This is a genomic window from Nostoc sp. NMS8 (assembly GCF_017115045.1).
Taxonomy (GTDB): domain Bacteria; phylum Cyanobacteriota; class Cyanobacteriia; order Cyanobacteriales; family Nostocaceae; genus Nostoc.
Window position 1 is genome coordinate 21463 of the sequence record NZ_JABXKK010000102.1, and the last position, 19265, is coordinate 40727.

General features: G+C 42.8%; 19 protein-coding genes. 14 read left to right on the forward strand and 5 right to left on the reverse strand.

Going from position 1 to position 19265, the window contains the following annotated elements; genetic code table 11:
- The first annotated feature begins 344 nt into the window (after window positions 1-344).
- The 6 genes from HWQ39_RS26130 to HWQ39_RS26155 all read left to right on the forward strand — a co-directional run bounded on the left by HWQ39_RS26130 (window position 345) and on the right by HWQ39_RS26155 (window position 8253).
- Window positions 345-524 (forward strand): CopG family transcriptional regulator, encoded by a 180-nt coding sequence (locus HWQ39_RS26130; RefSeq protein ID WP_292851652.1) that lies wholly within the window; start codon window positions 345-347, stop codon window positions 522-524.
- A 1010-nt stretch (window positions 525-1534) separates the two neighbouring features.
- Window positions 1535-2035, forward strand: a complete 501-nt coding sequence (locus tag HWQ39_RS26135; RefSeq protein WP_292851655.1) for a fatty acid hydroxylase — start codon at window positions 1535-1537, stop codon at window positions 2033-2035.
- Between the two features lie 385 nt (window positions 2036-2420).
- Complete coding sequence (locus HWQ39_RS26140) at window positions 2421-2654, forward strand: hypothetical protein (RefSeq protein ID WP_292851658.1); 234 nt, start codon at window positions 2421-2423, stop codon at window positions 2652-2654.
- Window positions 2641-4650, forward strand: a complete 2010-nt coding sequence (locus tag HWQ39_RS26145) for an ATP-binding protein (protein ID WP_292851661.1) — start codon at window positions 2641-2643, stop codon at window positions 4648-4650. Before HWQ39_RS26140 ends, HWQ39_RS26145 begins: the two co-directional genes overlap by 14 nt.
- 13 nt (window positions 4651-4663) lie before the next feature.
- Complete coding sequence (locus tag HWQ39_RS26150; protein WP_292851664.1) at window positions 4664-7660, forward strand: PAS domain S-box protein; 2997 nt, start codon at window positions 4664-4666, stop codon at window positions 7658-7660.
- Window positions 7661-7875: 215 nt separating this feature from the next.
- A complete protein-coding gene (locus tag HWQ39_RS26155) occupies window positions 7876-8253 on the forward strand; it encodes a response regulator (RefSeq protein ID WP_094332837.1) in 378 nt (125 codons plus the stop codon).
- 163 nt (window positions 8254-8416) lie between these two features.
- Here HWQ39_RS26155 and HWQ39_RS26160 read toward each other — a convergent pair whose 3' ends face one another.
- Window positions 8417-9022 carry a flavin reductase family protein gene (locus HWQ39_RS26160; protein ID WP_292851668.1) on the reverse strand — a complete coding sequence of 202 codons (606 nt, stop codon included), beginning with the start codon at window positions 9020-9022 and terminating at the stop codon, window positions 8417-8419.
- Between the two features lie 294 nt (window positions 9023-9316).
- Between HWQ39_RS26160 and HWQ39_RS26165 the strand changes: the two genes are divergently transcribed.
- From HWQ39_RS26165 to HWQ39_RS26175, 3 genes are all read left to right on the forward strand, one after another.
- The gene (locus tag HWQ39_RS26165) at window positions 9317-10627 is read left to right on the forward strand and encodes an LLM class flavin-dependent oxidoreductase (protein ID WP_292851671.1); all 1311 of its coding nucleotides are present in this window, start codon (window positions 9317-9319) and stop codon (window positions 10625-10627) included.
- Between the two features lie 91 nt (window positions 10628-10718).
- On the forward strand, window positions 10719-11774 hold the full coding sequence (locus HWQ39_RS26170) for an LLM class flavin-dependent oxidoreductase (RefSeq protein ID WP_292851674.1): 1056 nt from the start codon (window positions 10719-10721) through the stop codon (window positions 11772-11774).
- A 235-nt stretch (window positions 11775-12009) separates the two neighbouring features.
- Entirely contained in the window at window positions 12010-13104 is a 1095-nt protein-coding gene (locus tag HWQ39_RS26175; RefSeq protein ID WP_292851677.1) for a phosphotransacetylase family protein, read from the forward strand.
- 53 nt (window positions 13105-13157) lie between these two features.
- On the opposite strand, the gene HWQ39_RS26180 is transcribed toward HWQ39_RS26175, so the two are convergent.
- Entirely contained in the window at window positions 13158-13676 is a 519-nt protein-coding gene (locus HWQ39_RS26180; protein ID WP_292851680.1) for a DUF4188 domain-containing protein, read from the reverse strand.
- 95 nt (window positions 13677-13771) lie between these two features.
- Here HWQ39_RS26180 and HWQ39_RS26185 point away from each other — a divergent pair, with 95 nt between their 5' ends.
- The 4 genes from HWQ39_RS26185 to HWQ39_RS26200 all read left to right on the forward strand — a co-directional run bounded on the left by HWQ39_RS26185 (window position 13772) and on the right by HWQ39_RS26200 (window position 15994).
- The gene (locus HWQ39_RS26185) at window positions 13772-14317 is read left to right on the forward strand and encodes a PadR family transcriptional regulator (protein ID WP_292851683.1); all 546 of its coding nucleotides are present in this window, start codon (window positions 13772-13774) and stop codon (window positions 14315-14317) included.
- An 84-nt stretch (window positions 14318-14401) separates the two neighbouring features.
- Entirely contained in the window at window positions 14402-14905 is a 504-nt protein-coding gene (locus HWQ39_RS26190) for a DNA recombination-mediator protein A (protein WP_100902618.1), read from the forward strand.
- A gap of 87 nt (window positions 14906-14992) precedes the next feature.
- Entirely contained in the window at window positions 14993-15391 is a 399-nt protein-coding gene (locus HWQ39_RS26195) for an MAPEG family protein (RefSeq protein WP_292851686.1), read from the forward strand.
- 111 nt (window positions 15392-15502) lie between these two features.
- Entirely contained in the window at window positions 15503-15994 is a 492-nt protein-coding gene (locus tag HWQ39_RS26200; protein WP_012411046.1) for a YajQ family cyclic di-GMP-binding protein, read from the forward strand.
- A gap of 85 nt (window positions 15995-16079) precedes the next feature.
- Here the strand turns inward: HWQ39_RS26200 and HWQ39_RS26205 are convergent, their stop codons facing one another.
- Together HWQ39_RS26205 and HWQ39_RS26210 are read right to left on the reverse strand one after the other, a co-directional pair.
- Window positions 16080-16637: a glutathione S-transferase family protein gene (locus tag HWQ39_RS26205; protein ID WP_292851689.1), complete on the reverse strand. Its 558-nt coding sequence runs from the start codon at window positions 16635-16637 to the stop codon at window positions 16080-16082.
- A gap of 6 nt (window positions 16638-16643) precedes the next feature.
- Complete coding sequence (locus tag HWQ39_RS26210; RefSeq protein WP_292851692.1) at window positions 16644-17108, reverse strand: hypothetical protein; 465 nt, start codon at window positions 17106-17108, stop codon at window positions 16644-16646.
- A 533-nt stretch (window positions 17109-17641) separates the two neighbouring features.
- Between HWQ39_RS26210 and HWQ39_RS26215 the strand changes: the two genes are divergently transcribed.
- Window positions 17642-18361 carry a tetratricopeptide repeat protein gene (locus tag HWQ39_RS26215; RefSeq protein ID WP_292851695.1) on the forward strand — a complete coding sequence of 240 codons (720 nt, stop codon included), beginning with the start codon at window positions 17642-17644 and terminating at the stop codon, window positions 18359-18361.
- A gap of 234 nt (window positions 18362-18595) precedes the next feature.
- Here HWQ39_RS26215 and HWQ39_RS26220 read toward each other — a convergent pair whose 3' ends face one another.
- On the reverse strand, window positions 18596-19006 hold the full coding sequence (locus HWQ39_RS26220; RefSeq protein ID WP_292851698.1) for a hypothetical protein: 411 nt from the start codon (window positions 19004-19006) through the stop codon (window positions 18596-18598).
- Between the last annotated feature and the right edge of the window lie 259 nt (window positions 19007-19265).

Sequence of the window (19265 nt, forward strand, 5' to 3'; positions counted from 1 at the left end):
TATCTATGGGATTAAAGTAAGGACGCATTAAATATACCCTACGCATCTCGAAGTAAATATCCCTTTGTTTTTCCATACCGCATACAGTTGCTCTCAGACATGAGTGTGCTGTTTCAGTGATAGCTTTCTCAGTAGGGGGTAAATCCTATAAGTGATTTACTCCTTCTGCGTCCTGCCTCATTTAATACGTGTAACAGTACCTATTTATACCCTTGATTTTAAGTAATATGTTTGAGGCGTAAAGCTTAAGTTCAATATCAAAATCTCGATTTTCACTGGTAAAGAGAGTTTGTAATTGGCAATCTTGGTAAGGAAAGTTTGTATATATCTAGCCTATCAATCTAATGAATAAAGCTACTGCACTTAAATTTCCCCATTTGGCAACCTCTAATAAAAAAAGGGCGCTGAAGCGAATTACCTTGAACTTGGCATCAGATGAAGCCCAAAATCTTGAAAAGTATTGTGAACAAACAGGTAAATCAGCAATAGATGTGATTCGGGAACTAATTCAAGCCTTGCCCTGAATTTTCACAGCCTTGTCTGAAAAGTTCTTCACTCCTCACTGTGCAACTCAATCATAGTTATCATATCATCTTGTTTTCGGCGTGCTGCGATCGTTGACGGCGATCGCAGCACACTTCACTAAATTTTTACGTACCTCTCAATCATCACAAAAAATTACCACCTCTTAATTTAACACCTACAATTCAACCAAATTCTCATGCTTATATCTTGAGAATGAACCAAACTGTAAGGCTCACAAATGTGCTTTTATTTCGTCAGTGCCAAAGCTGGAATCACATCCGTTGCTGGTTTACTTGTTTGTTCACAATCACAAAGTCGCCGATGTTCACAACAAGGGTAAGGGAATTTAAATGCGCTTGGCAAAAAATATAATTTCTAAAAATATCTGTATTTTATAATATAATTTTATCATTTTAATTGTAGTTTTAGAGGTAAATATTATTAAATAAATATCAATCTTTATACTATTTAATTAAATATATGCAATCTAAAATTTGACACCTACAAATATAATTTTAAACGCGTTTTACTCACCTTAATAGCTCAGATTATATTGACATAATACCTAGTTATATCATTCTGATTAGATTCATAGTTAAAGCTTAATTGCAATCAATCTAGAATTAACAATTTTGAAGAAAGCCTTAACCTAAATTTGTACTAATTTTAACTAAACCTTTGCTTAGGCTGTATGCCTTAGGTAAGAAGATTGTGTAGTAACTATGGTAAAACACTATATTCCTATCGGATATTAGATGTATTGCTGCCATTAACCCAAAGCTAGCAATCAAATTGGAGGTTTTTACGAGTTACTGTTGAATGCATTAAGGATTGCAGATTCATGAAACTGCAACTCCAATTACATATACTCTGAGCCAAATTAACTGGAGCGTAGACATATAAGAAGCACAGATGATGCTTGCATAGCAGAAAACTAGGTGTCTACGCCCATAGGATGACATTTGCATATTTTTTGTGGAGTTTTCTCAACTATTCTTGAGGAGTACAAATGCTTGAGGCTATCGCTGTTGCTTGGTTATTACTGTTTTTTGGCGATTTTCTATCTACATTTTTTTACCACGTACCCGAGCATGTTTTTGGTAGCCTTCATTTAAAAACGCACCACTCCTGGAAGAAGGACTTCCGTCACTACGCTATTTTAACTTTTAATCCCCAGGTTCTTTTAGATGGTATCTTGGGAGCTTTGCCTTATGTACTCATAGCAGTAGTCTTGTGGTCTTTATCTCCCATTGGCGTGATTTCTGGATTACTGTTTGGTCAGTTTCATGTATGGTGGAGACACATAAGTGTATTGGGTTGGCAAACTTCAAAGCCGATAAATATTTTATGCCAAATTCTATTTATTACTACTCCTGAGAGGCACTGGTTACATCATCACAAAACTAACTTAGGTTTCGGTGATATTTTCACCTTTTTTGAACAACCTGCACAAATGTGGCTACGCTGGCTGCGATTGCTCAGACTTCGTTTTCGCGACTCTCGGATTTAACTGAAACTCTTGCTTATCTAAATACTTTTTAAATGTAAAAAAAGAAGCTGCGATCGCAGCTTCTTTTTTTACGCTAAATGAGATTATTTCACTCTCACAAATCGGCTTACCTACATACTCAAAAAAGCTAATTCCCAATTTCCAAGTAGTAGCAACAAGAGATATTAATTAACCATAGATTAAAGTCTATGCTTTTCTCTAATTATAAAACATTTATTTATAGATTTTCGAGATTTTATCAAACAGTAAGCGAGTGACAAGGGCGCAAGAATGCCTCTGACAGTGAGTTTAAAGGTATTTGCTACCGCTCAACTTCGCTGTTATATCGCTAATGTTTTTGGGAAAACTAGTCTTAATTAGTAAATTATTATATTCCTAGATTTTTATGACAATTCCTCTCTTTTCTGGAGATGCTGGGCCTAGTTTGGTTATCCGTTCGCGGAGCGTCCCGCAGGGAAGGGGTACAGATAGCTACGGTGAAGAAGGCAGGAGACAGGATGGCGCAGCGGTAGTGAGTCGTCTGCCTCCTGCCTTTGTTGATAAAATTAATCACCCAGTTTCCTTGATTAGCGAAAATTTGCAACCTGCTCTTGATGAGGTGTTTCATGCCCGCAGTTAGCCTCAGAAAGATTCTTAACAAAAAAGAGTTGCCATCTCTCCTGCATAACTTGGTCTACCAGTTCAACATTGCCATTGATATTGAATTGGTAGACGGCACGAAACTAATTAGCATTGGGGAGCAAACTGCCGAAAACCGATATCCAATCGAGGTGTCAGGAGAAATCATTGGTTGGGTTGTTGGGGGAGAACAGGCAACTCTACTTGCGACTTTGCTCTCATTTTTAGCAAAGCAGGAAGCTGAGAAGAAAGTACTTGCCAAAGAATTGCTGGAGCGATACCAAGAAATTGATTTATTTGACGATATCTCGACTCAACTCGCAACAAGTTTAGATACGCGACAAATTGGCCAACTCGTGCTTCAGGAATTGAGTCAATTGATTGAATCATCTGCGGGGATGATTTTGCTACTGAGTCCAGATGCAACTGCCTTTGAAATCATTGCCGAATTTGGAGTGTTTTTTGACCACAGTCAGCCGGAACCAGGGAAAGGAATTATTGGCAATATTGTGCAATCTAACCGGGCAGAACTGGTCAATGATGTGCAAGCCGATCCGCGATTAGATGGGCAAAAAAACGTTAGTGCCATGATTTGTGTCCCGTTGCGAGCCAAAGAGCGGGTACTGGGAGCGATCGCCATTGGCACCCAAAAAACCGACTCCTACAAGGCAGAACACCTGAAACTTGTGAGTATTTTTGCCTCTCAAACAGCGATCGCTATTGACAAAGCTGTGCTTTACGAGCAAAGCACTCAAGCAGCCCTCCAGGCAAAAGCCCAAACACAGAAACTTCAGCAAGCTCTTCATGAGTTGCAATTAGCCCAAACTCAGTTAATCCAAAGCGAAAAAATGTCCAGTTTAGGGCAACTTATTGCTGGAGTTGCCCACGAAATCAACAACCCGGTTAACTTTATTTACGGCAATTTAAAGTATGTTGCCGAATATGCTCAAGACTTGTTACACCTGTTGGCAAAGTATCAGAAATTCCTACCTGTTGCTCCTCCAGAACTGGAATCAGAGTTAGACAATATAGACCTGGAATTTATCATGCAGGATCTCCCCAAACTCCTAGATTCAATGAAACTGGGCACAAGTCGCATCGTCGAAATTGTCCAATCCCTAAAAAACTTCTCCCGCCATGACGAAGCCGAAATGAAAGCCGTCAACATCCACGATGGCATTGACGGAACACTAATGATTCTCCACCATCGCCTGAAAGCAGATGTTCGTCGTCCGGCAATTGAAATTATTAAAGACTATGCAAAACTTCCGTTCATTGAATGCTATCCCGGACAATTGAATCAGGTGTTTATGAACATCTTGGCAAATGCCATTGATGCTTTGGAAGAAAGCATGGAAAATTTGGAAGTCAAAAGTAGTTTCCAGTCCCCATTACCCCTTATCCCCAGAGGGGGCCCCACCTTCCCCAATCCCCAAATCACTATTCGTACCAAAGCCTTAGACAAAGAGTGGGTTGTAATTCGCATTGCCGATAACGGCCCAGGCATGAAAGAGGAAGTAATTCGCCGCATTTACGATCCCTTCTTCACCACGAAAGAGATTGGTAAGGGAACTGGGTTAGGCATGGCAATCAGCTATCAAATTGTTGTAGACAGACATGGGGGAATGCTCAAGTGTCGTTCTAAACCGGATGAAGGGACAGAATTTTGGATTCAGATTCCGATAAATTGTCTGTTGTCAGACGCTACTGAAGAACAGAATAGCACCTCTGCCTCACCAACTCCCACAACGAAATTATCCCCCACTGCTGATACCGACGGCTTCATTTCATCAACAACTCCAATACTGAAACCGACAGATTTGTTGATCCGCCATACTCAACTGATCCAGCGACTATCACAGCACAATCCAAATGTGGAAGGTACATCACCCGATGAAATTTACCAGATGTTTCAACGCCACCCAATTTCGTTAAAGCTTTACGCCACTTTGTTGTCTTGGTTTTGTAGTTCTAACCCTACCCAAATACATCACTAAATAAACCTTAACTATGTTTAAGCAATTTGATGAATATAACAGTCAGCTATTTGAACAATGTCCTATTGGGCTAGTACTATGCCGAACAGATGGAACGCTAATTAACATTAATTCTGCCTATGCTGCCATTTTAGGGCGCACTGTTCCAGAAACTCTGAATCTGTGCGATGATCGCCAGATTAACCCTGAAAGCTATACCGCTGTTGACCGACTTAGCCCAGAGAACCTAGAAAAAACTGGTCGCTACGGCCCCTATGAAAAGGAGTTAATCCACAAAGACGGGCATCTGGTTCCGGTGAGAATCTCTGGACTGACGATTGAGAAAAATGGAGAGCAACTAATTTGGTGTAGTGTGGAGGACATCAGCGACCTTCGACACGCCCAGCAAGAACGCCAACATACTGAACAAATTCTGAAACAAAGTGAAGCTCGATACCGCTCTCTGGTGACAGCTACCGCACAAATTGTTTGGGTAAGCACACCAGAAGGAATTTGTTTTGAACTGGCAAACTGGATAGCTTATACAGGTCAAAGTCTGGCTGAAGCGGAAAATGGTGGCTGGATTGATGCCGTTCATCCTAACGATCGCGCCTATACCGGAGAAGTCTGGAGTGCTGCGGTGGCAAACCAGAGGATGTATCAAATTGAATACCGAATTCGTGGTAGAGATGGCAACTATCGCTACTTTTGGGTCTGGGGTGCCCCCGTTCTCGAAGAAGATGGCAGCGTTCGGGAGTGGATTGGCACCTGCACCGATATTCAGGATCGCAAGCTAGCAGAAGCGGAAAATCAACGGTTGATGAATATGTTAAATCATTCCAGCGATGCCGTCATTGTACGCGACTCCACCGACAAAATCACTTACTGGAGTCAGGGGGCAGAACGGCTCTACGGCTGGAAGTGTGAAGAAGTGCAAAACCAAGACATCACTCACAACCTCCTACACACAATCTTTCCAAAACCGCTAAAGGAAATCCAAATAGAGTGTTTACAGCAGGGCACTTGGGAAGGAGAACTGCAACACCTCACCCGCGACGGTAAATATATTATTGTCCAGAGTCGCTGGACAATGCAACTGGATGCATCCGGTCAACGCTGCGCCACACTGGAAATTAATACCGATATTACTGCTCGTAAACAAGCAGAAGTCGCTCTACGGCAACTGAATCAAGAACTAGAAACCAGAGTTTTAGAGCGGACGGCTGCCCTGCAAAATACCTTAGCAGAAACACAGGGATTAAATGCCATTCTAGATAACTTAGCGGATGGTTTGTTAGTGGCAGACATGGCAGGACAAATTACTCACTTCAATCCTGCCTTTTTAGCCATGTATGAATTGACAGCTAGTGACCTCAACTGTCACTACCGAGAACTGCCGATATCTGGTTTAGCAGAACTAGTTGCACAAACTCAGTCTCATCCCAAAGAGGCGTTCTCTGCCGAAGTTGAACTGACGAAGGAACGCATTGGTCAGGCAGTAGCAACCGCCGTTTTCAAAAAGACGACAGATCGAGAACCCGCTATCTGCTTCGGTTCGGCGCTGCTGATTCGGGATGTGACAGCAGAAAAGGAGATTGACAAGATGAAGACTGACTTCATCTCCACGGTTTCCCACGAACTGCGGACACCACTGACTTCCGTTCTGGGTTTTGCGTCGATCATTAAAGAAAAGCTAGAAACCGATGTGTTCCCAATACTTCCGACTGAAGACCGCAAGCTTCAGAAAACCATCAAGCGGGTGGGTGACAATCTCAATATTATTGTGTCGGAAGCAGAACGGCTTACGTCTTTAATTAACGACGTTCTGGACATCGCTAAGATGGAAGCAGGTAAAGTGGAATGGCAGATGCAGCCCATTGATCCGAGTGAATTAGTCGATTGGGCCACCAATTCCACAGCCTCGTTATTTCAAACCAATGGCTTGCAGTTGGTGTGCGAGATTGAACCTGGACTGCCTCAGATATTAGGCGATCGCAACCGTCTACTGCAAGTTTTAATCAACCTGATTTCCAATGCCGTTAAGTTTACCGAATCTGGTTGTGTCACCTGCCGCGTCAAACAAGGAAATGATGGTGTTTGTATCAGCGTCATCGATACAGGTATTGGTATTGCACCTGATGATCAGCCGAAAGTGTTCGAGAAATTCCGCCAAGTTGGCGATACCCTCACCGATAAACCTAAAGGTACTGGTTTAGGATTGCCCATCTGTAAACAAATCGTCGATCATCACGGCGGTAGAATCTGGGTTGAGAGTGAATCAGGTCATGGCAGTACATTCTCGTTCATTATTCCTACCTACGCCAGCGATCAAAAAACCACTGCTAATCTGAATCTGGATACGCTAGTCAAACAACTCAAAGAACACGTCATCACCACAAAAACTGTGCTGAACGAAAACCGTAAAACCATTTTAGTTGTGGATGACGACGCTAACATTCGGGAACTGCTTCGTCAACAACTGGAAAACGAAGGCTACAATGTCCGGGAAGGAAAGGACGGCGTGGATGCAATTCATCAAATCAAAACAGCCCGTCCCGATCTGATTCTCTTGGACGTAATGATGCCCCAAATCAACGGCTTTGACGTGGCAGCTGTTCTCAAAAATGATCCCCAGACCGCAGACATTCCAATCATTATTCTGTCAATTATTGAAAACAAAGAACGGGGCTATCACATTGGCATCGATCGCTATCTCACTAAACCCATTGACACAGCGAAACTCCTCAACGAAATTGGCTCATTGCTTTACCAAGGTACTTCTAGTAAAAAGGTATTAGTTGTAGATAAAAATGCATCAGCTTTAAAAATCCTATCAGATGTATTACAAGCTCAGGGATACAGCGTAATTGAAGCCTCCAATCCGCAAGAATGCATCAATAAAGCCCTATCAGCCAAACCTGATATGATTATCATCGATTCTATCTTTTCTCAAGAAGCCGATTTGGTAAAAACTCTACGGTTTGAGAAGGATTTGGAAAATGTATTTTTTATTATGCTGTCTGAACAGTAATGGCTGGGATTTGGGATTTGGGACTGGGGACTGGAAAAATTTAGTGGAACCTTACTATATAATCTAATCCTCAATTCCTAATCCCCAATTCCTAATCCCCAGTCCCCAATACAACTCTTGGGGAGGCTGCGCTAACGGCTTTTCTACGAGACGCTACGCGAAAGCTCAGTGCAAGTCCCCAATTCCCAGTCCCCAATCCCCAGTCCCCAATCCTTATGACCCAGAAAATTCTAATTGTTGACGATGAACCCAATATCTTGATTTTGATGGAACAAGCTCTAGAAGCATTAGAAGACGAGGGTGTTGAACTTCTCACTGCTAGAAATGGAGAAGAAGCTCTCGAAACTATTAAAGCTGAAAAACCAAATCTAGTTTTTCTTGATGTGATGATGCCTAAAATGAACGGGCTACAAGTCTGTCATATTGTTAAACACGACCTGCAAATGACTGATGTCTACATTGTGATATTGACAGCTAAAGGACAGGAATTTGATAAACAAAAAGGAATTGAAGTTGGTGCAGATTTATATCTGACTAAACCATTTCGACCCAAAGAAGTACTTGAAAAATCAATGCAGGTATTGGGCTTTTGAAGAAAGTGCTGATAGACAATTTATAAAGTAAAAAGAAAATTACTGTCATGGCATGGCAATCTTAAAATAGCGTATTAGACGTAGGTTGGGTGGAGCAGAGCGCAACCCAACATATATCAGGATGTTGGCTTTGGCAAAGCCTCCAATGCCACTTGATTACTTTTTAAGTTGGGCGAGTAATTTCATACAAATCCTGGGTGCGGGTGTACCAGTTTCCAGACAGACGACCGATCGCATGCAATTTTGCGGCATCGATTGTATTTTGTGGTGTCAGTAAATCATCCCGAACATGCCACAGCACCGCCTCAGCAATAATTAATCCCGATTGACTACCTTCATTCCCTACATAAACTACTTGCTTCAGTACACACTCAATATTAATGGGTGATTCCGCAACTCGTGGCGGACGCACCAGTTTTGAGGGAGCAGGAGTTAGTCCCGCTACTTGAAATTCGTCTACATCTGGCGGAAAGTCGCCAGATGTGGCGTTCATCTGTTCCCCCAATTCTTCAACAACTATGTTGACTACCAGTTCACCCGACTGCTCTACATTCAATAAAGTATCTTTTTTAACACCGTGTCGCAAACCTGTGGAAATGGCTAGAGTCGGTGGGTTAGCTGTCACGCCCATAAAAAAACTGAAAGGCGCGACATTAGGCGTACCATCGCTGGCGATCGTTGACACCCAAGCGATCGGTCGAGGAACCACTGAACCAACAAGTAATTGATAGGTATTTCGTGGGTCGTTCTGGGAGGGATCGATAATCATTGAGATTTTCCTCGCTAAAAATTACAGTTTTTCAAAACTCGATCTTGCCGAAGAGAAGTTTTCCGCCTTAATTATGCGTAATTTTCATTGCCGCATCTTGCTTTTTCTCGCTATCTGTGAGATGTTCGTACTCAGTCATAAACTACGGTTAGTCTATCAAATTACTGTAGTTTTAATAGGTTAATTAATGCCAAAGCTCACCTATTGAGTCTCATTTATATCTTAGAGCTACCAGCACAAGGGTGAAGCCAGTTATGTCAGAAAAACGTTGGAAAAAAGACAGGAGCTTTCAAGATGAGACAAATACATCTAGCAGGTTTCTTACTTGCTTCACAAGTTGTTCACTCTCATGCCGTTTGGCGTCACCCCAGAACTGAGCTAGGCTTTCTCGAACCTGAATATTATCAGAATATTGCCCGTGTTCTGGAACGTGGCAAGTTTGATTTGGTGTTTTTCGCTGACTCTTTAACGATGCCCGATACATACGGTGGTAGTTTTGTCGAGAGTCTGAAATATGGCGCTCAAGGGGCACTCAGGCTAGATCCACTAGTGCTGGCAACTGCGATGGCAGTTGTTACCAAGCATATTGGTATTGGTATTACCCGTTCTACTACTTACTATCACCCCTACGATCTGGCGCGGGGATTTGCCACCCTCGACCACATTAGCCGAGGGCGGGCTGCTTGGAATGTGGTGACATCGAGTAGGGCTAGCGAAGCAGGGAATTTTGGCTTCGATGAGCATCTAGAACACGATCTCCGCTACGATCGCGCCGATGAATTTCTCGAAGTTGCCTCCAAACTTTGGGGTAGCTGGGAAGAAGGGGCATTAGTTCTAGATAAAGAAAACGGCATCTTTGCTGACCCCTCAAAGGTTAATTATGTCCATCATGTGGGGAAATGGTTAAAGTCACGGGGGCCGTTGACAGTGCCTCGCTCTCCCCAAGGTCGTCCGGTGATTATTCAAGCCGGTGCTTCTAATAAAGGTAGAGAGTTTGCTGCCAAATGGGCGGAATTGATTTTTGAAATTAGTCCCAATCCCACACTCATGAAATCTTACTACCAAGATATTAAAACCCGGATGGCTAAATATGGGCGTAACCCAGATAATTGTAAAATTCTACCTGCGGTGATGCCTTTTGTTGGTGAGACAGAAACTATTGCTAAAGAAAAGCAAGTTTTTCACAATGAATTAGTGCATCCGATGGCTGGTTTATTAACTATGTCGAATCATTTAAATATTGATTTATCGCAATATTCTTTAGATGAATCTGTGGAAAAAATTGAAGCTCAAGATTATCAAAAACTGTTATCTGTGCTTCAAAGACTGAGTTTAGATAAAACTATAACTCTGAAAGAGTTAGGCAAAATTTATGGCAGAAGTCTAGCTGTACCTCAACTGGTTGGGACTCCCATTCAAATTGCTGACAAACTAGAAGCCCTATTTCGTGAAGAGGCTGGGGATGGTTTTGTGATTTCACCTGCTTATCTTCCTGGTTCTTTTGATGAGTTTGTCGATTTAGTGATACCAGAATTACAAAAACGGGGATTATTCCGCAAAGAATATACAGGCAAGACTTTAAAGGATTCTTTAGGACTCAATTAAATAATTCGTAATTGGGATTTAAACTTCCAGAACTAGTTCATAGTTAGATCGGAATTTGTAACTAACTTGTTTATTTTACTAGGAGGTAATTATGACAGAACCACGTTATGGGATTTGGGCACCTGTTGGAGGTAATTTTGGCCCTCTCAACACACCGGAAGAACCTGTGGATGCAAGTTATGAGCGCACGCGATCGCTTATTTTAGAAGCAGAGCGTTTGGGATATGCCAGCACTTTGGTAGCACAGCACATCGCTAACCCCCGCAGTCTGGAACTGGAGCAGCTAGAAACCTGGACGGCATCTGCGGCCTTGGCTGAAGCCACAGAACGAATTGAGATTATCGCCGCCATTAAGCCTCTGCTATTCCATCCGGCAGTTTTGGCGAAAATGGCACTGGGCATTGATGCTATTAGTAATGGACGTTTTGCCATAAATTTAATCAGTGCTTGGTTCCGCCCAGAGATGGAACGGACTAATATTCCCTTCCCGCCCCACGATGAGCGTTACCGCTATTCGGGTGAGTGGCTGCGGGTTGTTAAGTCCCTGTGGAGTGGCGAGAGGGTTAACTTCCAAGGCCAATACTTCAAAATAGAGGATTTAAGTTTTCAACCCACTCCCATTGCCCAACCCCATCCTCCTATCTACCTTGGCGGAGCATCTGATCCGGCGCAAATACTAGTTGCAGAACAGGGAGATATTTACTTTATCAACGGTCAACCCATTGAGGATGTCCGCAAGGTAATTAAACAAGTTTTAAGTAGACCGAGAACCTTACCCAAACCAGTGCGCTTTGGTCTGTCGGCCTTTGTAATTGCTCGTCCCACCGATGCCGAAGCCCAAGCAGAACTTGAGCGACTTCTGGCACTCCAGAAGCAAGAAGAACACTTGAAATTAAGTGTTGCTAAAGGAGTTGATCCAGAAGCCGTAATGTTTCAACTCTTCGCCAAAAATCCTGCTGTTGGCGGCAATGGTGGCACAGCAGCCGGTCTAGTTGGTAGTTACGACACTGTGGCTACACGAGTTGCAGATTTTGTTGATGCTGGAATCGAGACTTTCATGCTGCAATTCAATCCCTTTGCCTCGGAAATGACACGCTTTGCCCAAGAAATTATGCCGCGAGTGCGCTCTTTACAACTTGTGGCTTAAAATTACAGCGCCTTTCAAGTTAGGAGACGCGATTTATCGCCGTCTCTACAGGGAATTTATCCATAAATTATTTATTGACAGACTACTACTCCCCATTACCCACTCCTGCTTGTTCAATCAAAAGGTAATTCTGGGAAACCTTAATTAGTGAGAGCGAGAGGCTTTTGCCAGAAGGAACTAGAATTAGGAAACACCTAGCTGGGTTCTTCTGACTTTTGAAATTAGGAGTGCATGTGTGCCAAAATCCCCTAAATATTTGCTGATTGGATCGACCGAGACTTACAGCGGTAAATCTGCAACTGTTCTGGGTTTGTCTCATCAGCTACAGCAAAAAGGTCTGGATATTACCTACGGTAAACCGCTCGGTACGTGTTTTAATTCGTCTAGTGGAACCGTAATTGAAGAAGATGTCCAGTTCATAGCTCTTAGCCTCAATTTGCCGGAAAACCGCGTTGCACCTACAATGCTGGCTTTGGATGAACCAAATGTGCAAAAGCGCTTGCGAGGGGAAGACAAAACCAATTATCAGCAGTCCCTAATACAACAATATTTACATAAATCTCAAGGAGATTTGGTTTTATTGGAAGGGCCTGGTGATTTGTCCGAAGGCAATTTGTTTGACTTGTCTTTACTTCAAATGGCTGAAGTATTGGATGCTGCTGTGCTGTTAGTAACCCGCTATAAATCGTTGCTTTCGGTTGAGTCCCTATTGGCTGCAAAACAGCGTGTAGGCGATCGCTTGATTGGAGTTGTGATAAATGATATCCCTGTCACCCAACTAGAAGCGGTTGACACTATCTTGCGCCCATTTTTGGAACAGCAGGGGATTCCGGTGCTAGCAACGCTGCCAAACAGCGATTTGCTCCGCAGTGTGAGTGTTGGCGAACTAGTCAAACAGTTAAAGGCTGATGTTCTCTGTCGCAACGATCGCATGGATTTATTGGTAGAAAGTCTGGCAATTGGAGCGATGAATGTCAACTCCGCTGTGAAATATTTCCGCAAACGCCGGAATATGGCAGTGGTGACAGGAGGCGATCGCGTGGAAATTCAGCAAGCGGCTTTAGAAACTTCTACCCAATGTTTAATTCTCACCGGGCAACTACCACCCCCACCTTTCATTCTCAGTCGCGCTGAAGAACTAGAAATACCCATTTTGTCTGTTGACTTAGATACCCTAACTACTGTCGGAATTGTTGACCGCACTTTTGGTCAAGTCCGTGTCCACGAGCCAATTAAGGTTCAGTATATTCATCAGTTGATGTCCGAGCATTTTGACCTTGACCGCTTGTTCTCCAAATTAGGTTTAACTCCCGCAGCGGCATTGTCTTAGATTTATCAACTGATTTATCAACTCAAACTATTAAGAGCATTAATGCTCAGTTATCAGTTAGGAGGCTGTATTGCTGGTGAGGGTACAGCAGGTTCGCCGTCACCTCCCAGGCGCCGGCGTGCTGTCTCCCTCCGCCCCATAGCTGGGACGTGCTTAGTTGCAGCAGCTAATCCAAAGACGGGCATATTGCCGTAAACTGCCTCATACCTTCCCGGTTCTATTAAATAAGTTTCGTGCCAAATACCAACACTGCCATCAGCACCAACGGCTTGATTAAACCTTTGCCAAGCTTTTAGATGTGCATCGGCTGGATTTCTGGCAAAACGCTCCAAATCCTCGAACGATCGCCAATACTGAATCAGTCCTACCCCTCGCGGATAGATAAACCCTTCTCCTCCTAAAAACCCTTTTTCGGGATTCTGCTTTAGGCTTCGTAGCATGGGTGACATTGCCCTGACTGTGGGAATCCATTTGGAAAAAGCGAATAATTTATTAATTCGCATCCCAATTAAAAACACAACAAAAGGTTCATCAATCTCGGCTGTCAATCTTCCTGGTATTACTTGAGACATCTCTCACTCCTTGTTGTTTAAGTTAATATGCAACTAATTGCATATAACTATCTTTATGCAATTAGTTGCATAAGTCAAGTGGTGAATTAAAAATTATGGCATTAGCGCACGCAATATTAGCGGCTCTGGTTGACGCATCCTGTAGTGGGTATGATTTAGCAAAACGATTCGATGGTTCTGTAGGCTTTTTCTGGTCAGCAAGTCACCAGCAGATTTATCGGGAGTTGGCGAAGCTAGAAGAGCAAGGCTGGATCAGTTCTGAGTCAATTCTTCAAGCAGGACGGCCAGATAAAAGGCTCTACAGCGTTACAGACTTGGGAGAACAGTACCTCAAAGAGTGGATTGCTCAACCTTGTGAACCCACACCGATTAAAGATGATTTACTGGTTAAAATTTTTGCTGGCAATATTGTTCCTAAGGAAATTATCTTGGCAGAGCTAGAAAATCACCAAAAAGCCCATCAAAAAAAATTGTCTACGTACCATAACTTAGAACAGCATTACTTTCAGAATCCGCAAGAACTGCCAGAATCAGGCAAATTTCAGTATTTAACTCTCCTAAATGGCATTAGTTATGAAACACATTGCCTAGCCTGGTGTAACCAAGTAATGGAGTTACTGAACCAAAGAATCGAAAAATAGTCGCAATGTCTAACTTAAGTTTTCTTCGCATCTACACGCTGTTTGGTAAAATATCTGGGTCGTTTAGTCTGATTATCTCCATCTTTGAGCCAATCAACAGACCTTATTAACCTCGATACATTAGCCCAAGAATTGGCGACAATCCAGCAAACAGGTTCTAAAAGAATTGCCTTGCTGGGTTCTCGCCACGTCCCGATAACGCATCAGAATCTTATTGAAATGATGACTTATGCCCTAGTTTTATCGGGTAATCGAATCATTACTTCTGGTGCTACAGGGACAAATTCAGCGGCCATCAAGGGAGCAACCCGGGCTGATGCAAATTTGTTGACGGTGATTCTACCCCAAAGCCTGGAACGCCAGCCTTTAGAATCACGCCAGCAACTAGAACAGGTAATGCATCTAGTCGAAAATCCCAGTAATGATACTCTGTCTCTTGCGGAAGCTAGTTACCTGTGCAATAAGGAAATTGTCTCCCGTTGCCAGCAACTAATCTGCTTTGCGTTTCACGACAGTCGCACCCTGTTACAAACTTGTCAGGATGCAGAAGAGCAAAGAAAAGTGGTGACGCTTTTCTACTTTGATTAGTCATTTGTCATTTGTCTTTTGTCATTTGCATTTGACTTATGACTAATGACTGATGACTGATGACTAATTACCAATGACTAATAAGTAATGATAATTTTTTTGTACTCGATTGCTGCTGCTGCTGTTCTCATTTATGTGCCATTTTTGCTAGTAGCTTATGCCCGTGCGAGTATTGGGCCTGAAATGCTTTCTAATCCTCGCGCCCTGTTTGATAAATTGCCACCTTATGCCCAACGGGCTACTTGGGCACATCAGAACACCTTTGAAGCCTTTATGATATTTGCCGCAGCCGCATTGATGGCTTATGTAACTGGTGTAAATTCTTTTACAGCCCAAGTGGCTGCGATCGCCTTTGTGGTGGCCCGTTTGCTATACTCAATTTTTTATATTTTGAATATACCCCTTTTGCGATCGCTGATGTTTGTCATTGGCATCTCTAGCTCTGCCACTCTCATCTTTTTGAGCATCATCCAAGCTACTAGTTAATTGGGGACTGGGGAGTGGGGAAGGTGCGGCCCCTCTGGGGATAAGGGGTAATGGGGACTGGGGAAAACTTTACCCAATCCAAAATCCAAAATCTAAAATCTAAAATGTTTTATGGCTTCTACTTTTTCCTTTGACATTGTGAGCGACTTTGACCGACAAGAGTTGGTTAACGCTGTCGATCAAGTTATCCGAGATATCAAAGGTCGTTACGACCTCAAAGACACTGAAACTACTGTCGAGTTAGTCGAAGAAAGTATTAACGTTAGCACTGACAGCGAATTTACCTTAGATTCTGTACACACCATTCTGCGAGAAAAAGCCGCCAAGCGTAACCTCTCACAGAAAATCTTTGATTTTGGCAAGGTTGAATCAGCCAGTGGTAATCGCGTGCGTCAAGAAATCAAACTCAAAAAAGGCATCAGCCAGGAAATCGCCAAACAAATTTCCAAATTGATTCGGGACGAATTCAAAAAGGTACAAGCTTCAATCCAAGGTGATGCTGTGCGGGTTTCTGCCAAATCTAAAGATGACTTGCAAGTTGTCATGCAGCGACTAAAACAAGAAGACTACCCAGTTGCCTTGCAATTTACAAATTATCGTTAAAAAATTCGTAATTCGTAGTTAAAAATTCAATTACGAATTACGTTAGTGCAGCGTTAGCGAGGCAAAAGCGTCATTACGAATTATTTTAAGCCCGTCCGCCAATACTTCTTTGAAATGCCGGACGCTCAGATAATTGCTTGATATAGTTCAACACGGCTGGATAGGGGCTGAGGTCTAGCTTCAGTATCGTAGGAATATAATTCAGAATAGACCCCACTGCCACATCAACAACAGTGAACTCATTGCCAAGTAAAAAAGGTTGATTACTGAAAATTTCATTTAATGGAGTCAACAAGCGGGGCATTTCGCGCTCCCGAGTTGCTTCTACAAAAATCCCTGGAGCAAGGGTAGCATTGGCAAACAACACCCATTGGGAAAATACAGCGCGTTCCTCTAGTGAAAGTGGAGTTTTACTGTACTTATCGGTAAGATACAGCAAACTTGCCCCAGATTCCCAAAGCTGAAAATCCCCATCCACAATAGCTGGAACTTTACCAAATGGGTTAATTGCCAAATATTCAGGCTTGAGATGTTCACCCGCCTGCATATCAAGCTTGATGAATTCGTAGGGAATTCCTAATTCTTCTAAATACCAGTGGACAATTGACGCTCGACTCCGAACGCCGCCGTAAAGTTTTACCATAATTACTTAAAGAACTTTGTGAGTGTGAGAATGCTGTTTAACGTTGTCTTCTTTGGTGACAACTCTAGCGGCGTTTAATACCCGCTTACGCTCAATGGAATACTTAAAATCAGCGTAGTTTGTACCTAAGGGAATTAAAGATTTTGCAGATTCACGACGCTTGTAGGTACGAGCTGCTGCAAATGCCCGTGGCACAAATTCCTCTCCAAACTGAGCCGACTCTGGAAAGCCATCTGGGAGCAGTGGTGAATCGCCATCCAGCACAGATCCCAAAGTTGTGGCATGAGCCAGCTTATAGGAGGTAGGAATGCCCTTTAACAGCGCTTCTAAAGCCGCAGAAGGTATTGGTTCTATAACTTCGATTTGATAAACTTCTCCATCTTCTTTGACGAAGCAGGTTGCCAAGCCGATGACAATATAATCATCGGTTGCTAAATCAGGGGCATTGGGATAAGAAGTTGCGGTTGTCATCAGGAAATTTCTCAAAAAAATTGAATATCGGGAATGGGGAATGGGGCATTGGGCATTGGGTATTAATTATTTTCCCCTTGCTTCTCCTGCTTCCTCATCTCCCTCTTTAACGAACAGCTTGTTGGCATTCTACCAATTTGTCGCTCTCACTACTTGACTAGGGAACTCCAAGAAATAAATTATCCAATATTGTGGGGTGGGCAACATGAGCGCCCAGTCCATAATATGGCTCTCGTGTCGCCCACCCCACAAGAAGAGTTAATTGAATATTTTTTTATTTGCAAGTCTCCTAGTCTTTGAGATTCACGTCTGCTGTTTCTGGAATTCACCTTCAGGATCGAGTATCCATAATTAGGTTTGAGGAGCAATTGTTTATTTAGGGCGTAGATTTCTACTAGTGTGGGTAGTTAAGTTCAGTCTTGAGATGGCTTCCAAGTAACCATCAATACCTTAAAAATAGACACAGTGGTAAAACCATTAACAGTAAAAACTAGACTTTTATTTCAAAAAGCAGGGCTTTAATGTAGGTAAAGATGAATATTCACTCATTTTTAGCTGACGATAACCAGCAAAGTAAGCAATATAAGTATGTTTTAGATACTACAAACAAACTTCAAGACCGGGGGAGGAGCGATCGCACCGAATCTATTTTCGGGGATAGCGATTTACGCTCTTGTGCTTTGAGGTTGGCTCAACAAGGAGATTATACCGAAGCGATCGCACTTTTAACTCAACTAATCTGCCGCCACCCACGCAATGCCGTTGATTACAACAATCGCGGGCTGATTTATTTTCAAAGTGCCGAAAGACAAAAAGCGCTTTACGACTATAACACCGCCCTGAAACTCGATCCCTATTTGGCTAGTGCTTATAATAACCGAGCAAATTACTATGCGACTTGTGGAGAATTAGCACTAGCACTTGCCGACTACGATCAAGCGATTAATTTGAATCCACGCCATATCCGAGCGCGGATTAACCGAGGCATTACCTGGCGCGATTTGGGGCAATACGAGGAGGCAATTGAGAATTTTGAGGTAGCACTGCTTTTCGGTCAACTAGAAGGTCATATCTGGGCTGAACGCGGCAAGACTTACCATCTTTGGGGCGACTGGAATTGTGCGATCGCAGATTATCGTCGCGCCCTCACTCAACTGCCCTCTCTCGATAATAGTAATGATATTACTGGTTATCGCTTGCGTTTACAACTCGAAAATCGGCTCAATGAGTTGCTATCTGAATCAGCGTCCTAATTGGTAGATTACTTCTTTTTGCAAATTCAAGGTTCAAAAAGTAGATTCTTCATTTTGAATTTTGAATTGGAGCGGAGCGACGCTGTATCGCTAATGACTAATACATGATAACTACATAGCTATTCAAAAATTAGCTATTAACCATTATTTATTAGCAATAATATAAATTAACACCCGGTTTATACATAGCTAGAATCACAAGAAACCTAAATAATTCTAAATTCGCTATTTGTCTTAGGGTAATGACTTTGTTTGTTCATCTTCTCGGCGATCTTGATTCATCAACACCACCTGACGCTGGCTGGGATCAAATCGGTATCCTTGCTGTTGTCTAATACTTTTAGCTTGTTGCGGATCGAAGTTACGGCTAAATTCCGCCTGCAAACCATTGACATGCCCTTCCATCTGCTTAAGTTCAGTACTGATTTCTCGCAACTTTTCTTGCTGTAACCAATGATAAGGCAAAAGTTGTGCTAACGCAGATGCGGCAACGGCTGTAATGACGAAATTAACTGCTATTTTGGCTGTGCTTTCCAGTCCCATCACCTGGTAAGAACGTTGACGAAGATGCCGCTTTGGTCGAGGAATGATCCGACGTTTTTGTATCGGTTGTGACGGTGGTCTGGACGGTTGAATTGCGTTCATGATGCTAAAAGATAACCTCGCTTAGTGTAGGAAGCACTATCAAGAGTGCTGAGTTATGAGTGCTGTTAGCGGATAGCTAAGGTTTAGTCCGTGCTGAGTGTCAAAAGTTTTTCAAAACTCAGTAATTGCTACTTAGAACTGAATTAGAACTTAGCATCAAATCAGTTCAGAGTCGCTAGTGCCTCGGCTTAAAGTGGGAAGATTCAAAAGTACTACTTCTTACTCATTACTTCTTCCTGTCCACTCAGCACTCAGAGAT